This window comes from Brevundimonas sp. (genome assembly GCF_032107865.1).
Taxonomy (GTDB): domain Bacteria; phylum Pseudomonadota; class Alphaproteobacteria; order Caulobacterales; family Caulobacteraceae; genus Brevundimonas.
In genome coordinates, this window is the sequence record NZ_DAMCNG010000207.1 from 1 (window position 1) to 4,536 (window position 4,536).

Here is a 4,536-nt window from a genome sequence, read left to right on the forward strand (position 1 = left end):
GACGGCGGGCCTGGAGGCGCGCGGCCTGCAACTGGCCCCCGCCTCGGCGATGACCCGGCGACCGGGGCGGTAGGGCGAGGCTCGCCGGACGAGCGCCTCCGCGTCATATTTTCGCCGTTCCAAGCTCCGCCATATGATCGACGTCCGCTCTCGAGGGGAGGCGCGGGCGTTGTCATCGGAAGGGGAAGCCATGCCGTTGCGTTCCGTTTGCTGGCGGTTGGGGCTGTCTACCCTCCTGTTTCTTGCTGCGGCGGGAGGCGCAGCGGCGCAATCGCGGCTGGACGTCGCGTCCGCGACGGCCGCCTTCGATCAGGCGCAGGCTCTGTGTCAGGCTGACGACGGCCGTCTGTGGGGCGTCAGCCTGTGCGGACCGATGATTCTCGCTGATCCGGCTACGCGCGCATTTATCGCCAATGCTGACGGCGTCGATACGCCGCTGGAACGAAACGGCGAGGTCTTTCAGGGGCGTCTGCCAGACGCCGTACCGATCGCGAACACCGCCGTGCGCTGGAATGGCCGCGTGTGGACCATGTTGATCGCCCCGCTGGCCGGGGACGAGCCTGCGCGGTCGATCCTGCTGATGCACGAAGCCTGGCACCGCATTCAGGATGAGATCGGCCTCAAGGCCGTCAACGCCGATCAGCCGCATCTGGCGACGGAGGCGGGGCGGCTGTCTCTTCGTCTTGAGTTGAGAGCGCTCTCGGCGGCGCTTGTCGCGAACGACCCGGCTGAGCGCCGTCGCGCGACTGAGGACGCGCTGAGTTTCCGCGCTTGGCGATATGCTCGCTTCCCCGAGGCCGAGGCGGCCGAGGACGCCATGGAAAGGCACGAAGGGGTCGCCGAATACACCGGACGCCGCCTCTCGCGCGACGACGAGATGGTTCGCCATCTGGCCGAGCACCTGAGCAAGGGGGACCGCGCCCGCGAATATGCGCGGTCCTTCGCCTATTACACCGGCCCGGCCTACGGCGTGTTGCTGGACGCGGCTGCGCCAGACTGGCGGGCGACCTGGGACCGGCGCGAGGGCCTGGCCGCGATGCTCTCCCAGGCGTTGGAGCTGACCGCCGCTTCCAGCGACGAAGCTTTTGCGGCGCGCGGGGTGCGTTATGAAGCGGCGACGCTGGAGGCCGAGGAGGCCGCGCGGGCGCTGGAGCAGACGGCCCGCATCGCGCGTCTCAAGGCTGCGCTGGTGGACGGCCCTGTCTTGGTTGCACCGGTTTCCGGGGCCAGCTTTGGCTTTGATCCCAACCGGGTGACGCCGCTGCCGCCTGAAGGGACGGTCTATGGCGTTATTCGCGCGGCGGCGAGCTGGGGCGTTCTGGAAGTCGAGAAGGACGGCTTGCTTGCGATGGACTGGTCACGGCTGACCGTAGCCTATGCCGCTGTCGCACCGACGGATCACGGTCTGAAAGGCGACGGTTGGACCTTAACGCTCAAGCCGGAGTGGGAAGCCGTGCCGGGATTGCGCGACGGGGACTGGACGATTCGCCGCCGCCCCTGATGCGTCCGATCCGCGTCGCCGCGATGGACAGGGGGAGAGGCAGACGTGCTACATCGCGTGCATGAGCACCGACGACGATCACGCCCCCGCCGCCGAATCTGCAGACGCCGTTCCCGGCGAGACGCCCGTGCAGCGGGCGCTGCGGCTCAAGAAGGCGGCCATCGACGCCCGGCCCAAGCCGCCGCGCGGAGGACGTTTCCAGCGCGAACAGGCGGCCCGCATCAAGAGCGGAGCTTCGCGACCCTGGATGAGCAAGTAGGTTCCTAGAGGGCGAGCCGCATGGCGATGCGGTCGGTCAGGCCGTGGGCGGTCTCTGCGGCCAGGGTCTCGCGCAGATAGGCGGGCGTTTCTGCAAACGTCAGCGCCCCATAGCCCAGGCGTGCATAGAAGGGCGCGTTCCACGGAACGGTGCTGAAGGTGGTCAGCGTCAGGGCCTGTTTGGCGCGGGCTTCGGCTGCGTGGCGCGCCGCCGCCATCAGCGCCCGCCCAGCGCCGCGTCCCTGATGTTCAGCAGAGACTGACAGCTCAAGGATATGCAGGTCCGCGTCCGCCTCGGCGGCGATCAGGAAGCCGATCGGCTGGTCCGCCGTATCGACCGCGACCCAGGACAGGCTCTGCGCGACGGCTGTGCGGTGCGTGTCCGGTCCGGCGACGTGGTCGTCGGCGATCCAGGCCAGTTCGGGCAGGGTGCGGAACAGCGTCCCGGCCGACCGCTCCACCGCCTCCAGGCGGTCGATGTCCGTTCCGCGCGTCGGCCGAATTGGGATCAATGGGCGTCGCAGCCCTTGGCGGGCATGGGCTTCAGGTCCAGCAGGGCGAACAGCTTGGCGTCGTCGTCCTCTTCCGGGTTCGGCGTGGTCAGCAGCTTGCCGCCGACGAAGATGGAGTTGGCGCCGGCCAGGAAGCACAGGGCCTGCATCTCCGGCGTCATGCCCTCGCGCCCGGCCGACAGGCGGACCATGGACTTGGGGCAGACCAGACGGGCGACGGCGACGGTGCGGACGAACTCGATCGGGTCGATCTCGCCTTCCTTCAGCACCCGCTCGCCCAGCGGCGTGCCGCCGACGGGGACCAGGGCGTTGACGGGCAGGCTGTCCGGGTGGACGGGCAGGGTGGCCAGCGCATGGAGCAGGCCCGCGCGGTCGCGGCGCTTCTCGCCCATGCCGACGATGCCGCCGCAGCAGGTGTTCATCCCTGCGTCGCGGACGTGCTGCAGCGTCTCCAGCCGATCCTGATAGGAGCGGGTCGTCACCACCTCGGCGTAGTACTCGGGCCCGGTGTCGAGGTTGTGGTTGTAGTAGTCGAGGCCCGCGTCCTTCAGCTGCTTCGCCTGGTCGGCGTTCAGCATCCCCAGGGTGGCGCAGGTCTCCAGACCCAGGGCCTTCACGCCCGAGATCATGGCCGCCAGCTTGGGGGTGTCGCGGTCCTTCAGCTCGCGCCAGGCGGCGCCCATGCAGAAGCGGCTGGCCCCGCCGGCCTTGGCCGCCATGGCCTCGGCGATGACGGCGGTCGGCTCCATCAGCTTCTCGGCCTTCAGCCCGGTCTTGAAGCTGGCCGACTGCGAGCAGTAGCCGCAGTTCTCGGCGCAGCCGCCGGTCTTGATCGACAGCAGTTGCGACTTCTGCACCTCGTTCGGGTCGAAGGTGCGGCGGTGCACCGTCGCCGCCTCGAACACCAGCTCCATGAAGGGGCGGGCGAACAGGGCCTCGACCTCCTCCAGCGTCCAGTCGTGACGGGGGATCGAGAAATCGCGGGCGGGTCGGATCGAAGCGTCGTCAGCCATGGGACGACGGCTTAGCCGCGCCCGCGGGCGCGGCCAAGCCGGAAGTGACGCAGCGTCGCTCTTTCGCTCAGCGTTCGTCCTTGTAGACGCGGCCGTCGCGCATGACGAAGGCGACGGACTTCAGCGTCGTCACATCGGCCAGCGGATCGCCCGCCACGGCGATGACGTCGGCGCGCTTGCCCGGCTCCAACGTGCCGATCTCGGCCGAGACGCCCAGCAGATCGGCGGCGTTGACGGTGGCCGCTTCGATGGCGGCGGCCGGGGTCATGCCGTTCCTGACCATCAGCTCGAACTCATCGGCGTTGCGGCCATGCTTGGACACGCCCGCGTCGGTGCCGAAGGCGATGCGCACGCCCGCCGGGACCGCGCGTTGCAGCGACTGGCCGGTGATCTCGATGCGCCAGCGGATCTTGGCCAGGACTTCCGGCGGATAGGCTTCCGGGTCGGCGGCCAGACGCTCGGTGTAGCCGTTCACGACCGACAGGGTTGGGACATAGTAGGCGCGGGTGCGGCGCAGCAGTTGCAGCGTCTCGTCGTCGAAGATGGTGCCGTGCTCGACCGAATCGACGCCCATCCGCAGGGCCAGGTTGATGCCGTCGGCGCCGTGGGCGTGGACGGCGACCTTCTTGCCGTAGAGGTGCGCCGTGTCGATCAGGGCCTTGGCTTCATCGTCAAACATCTGGGCGCCCAGGCCGGCGCCGATGCGGCTGTTGACCCCGCCGGTGGTGGCGATCTTGATGACGTCGACGCCGCGCCCGACCTGCAGGCGGACCGCCTCGCGGCAGCTTTCGGCCCCGTTGCAGACGTTATCGTGGGCGATGTGCTCACGGAAGTCGTCGTTGAAGCCCAGCCGTCCGTCCATGTGGCCGGACGTGGTCGAGATGCTGTTTCCCGCGTCGATGATGCGCGGCCCGGCCAGGCGGTGGGCCGCCGTCTCCTCGCGCAGGGCCAGGGTGACGCCGCCGCTGTCGCCCAGGTTCCGCACAGTGGTGAAGCCGGCCATCAGCGTCTTGCGGGCGTTCATGGCGGCGCTGTAGGCGCGGGACGGCAGATTGTCGGTGATCTCGGCCAGGAAGCCCGCCTGGCCCGCGACGTCGGACACCAGGTGAACATGACTGTCGATCAGGCCGGGCAGGACGAAGCGGTCGCGCTGGTCCACCACGACGGCGCCGGGGAAGGCGGAGGCGTCGACGAAGCCGTCGCGCACCTCGATCACCTTGCCGTCGCGCACCACCAGGGTGGACGGGCCGCG

Annotated in this window: 5 protein-coding genes; 2 read left to right on the forward strand and 3 right to left on the reverse strand. The window is 69.3% G+C overall.

The genetic code is table 11. The annotated features are described in order from the left end of the window. Positions 1 to 190: 190 nt before the first annotated feature. Together RT567_RS13815 and RT567_RS13820 are read left to right on the forward strand one after the other, a co-directional pair. Entirely contained in the window at positions 191 to 1,501 is a 1,311-nt protein-coding gene (locus RT567_RS13815; RefSeq protein WP_313576857.1) for a hypothetical protein, read from the forward strand. Between the two features lie 61 nt (positions 1,502 to 1,562). After that, positions 1,563 to 1,760 carry a hypothetical protein gene (locus tag RT567_RS13820; protein WP_313576858.1) on the forward strand — a complete coding sequence of 66 codons (198 nt, stop codon included), beginning with the start codon at positions 1,563 to 1,565 and terminating at the stop codon, positions 1,758 to 1,760. Positions 1,761 to 1,764: 4 nt separating this feature from the next. Here RT567_RS13820 and RT567_RS13825 read toward each other — a convergent pair whose 3' ends face one another. The 3 genes from RT567_RS13825 to RT567_RS13835 all read right to left on the reverse strand — a co-directional run. Further along, positions 1,765 to 2,271: a GNAT family N-acetyltransferase gene (locus tag RT567_RS13825; RefSeq protein ID WP_313576859.1), complete on the reverse strand. Its 507-nt coding sequence runs from the start codon at positions 2,269 to 2,271 to the stop codon at positions 1,765 to 1,767. Then, positions 2,268 to 3,284: a biotin synthase BioB gene (bioB, locus tag RT567_RS13830; RefSeq protein WP_313576860.1), complete on the reverse strand. Its 1,017-nt coding sequence runs from the start codon at positions 3,282 to 3,284 to the stop codon at positions 2,268 to 2,270. The genes RT567_RS13825 and bioB overlap by 4 nt, the downstream gene beginning before the upstream one ends. A 67-nt stretch (positions 3,285 to 3,351) precedes the next feature. Beyond that, positions 3,352 to 4,536 (reverse strand): metal-dependent hydrolase family protein (locus RT567_RS13835; RefSeq protein ID WP_313576861.1); only part of this gene is annotated, 1,185 nt, incomplete at its 5' end.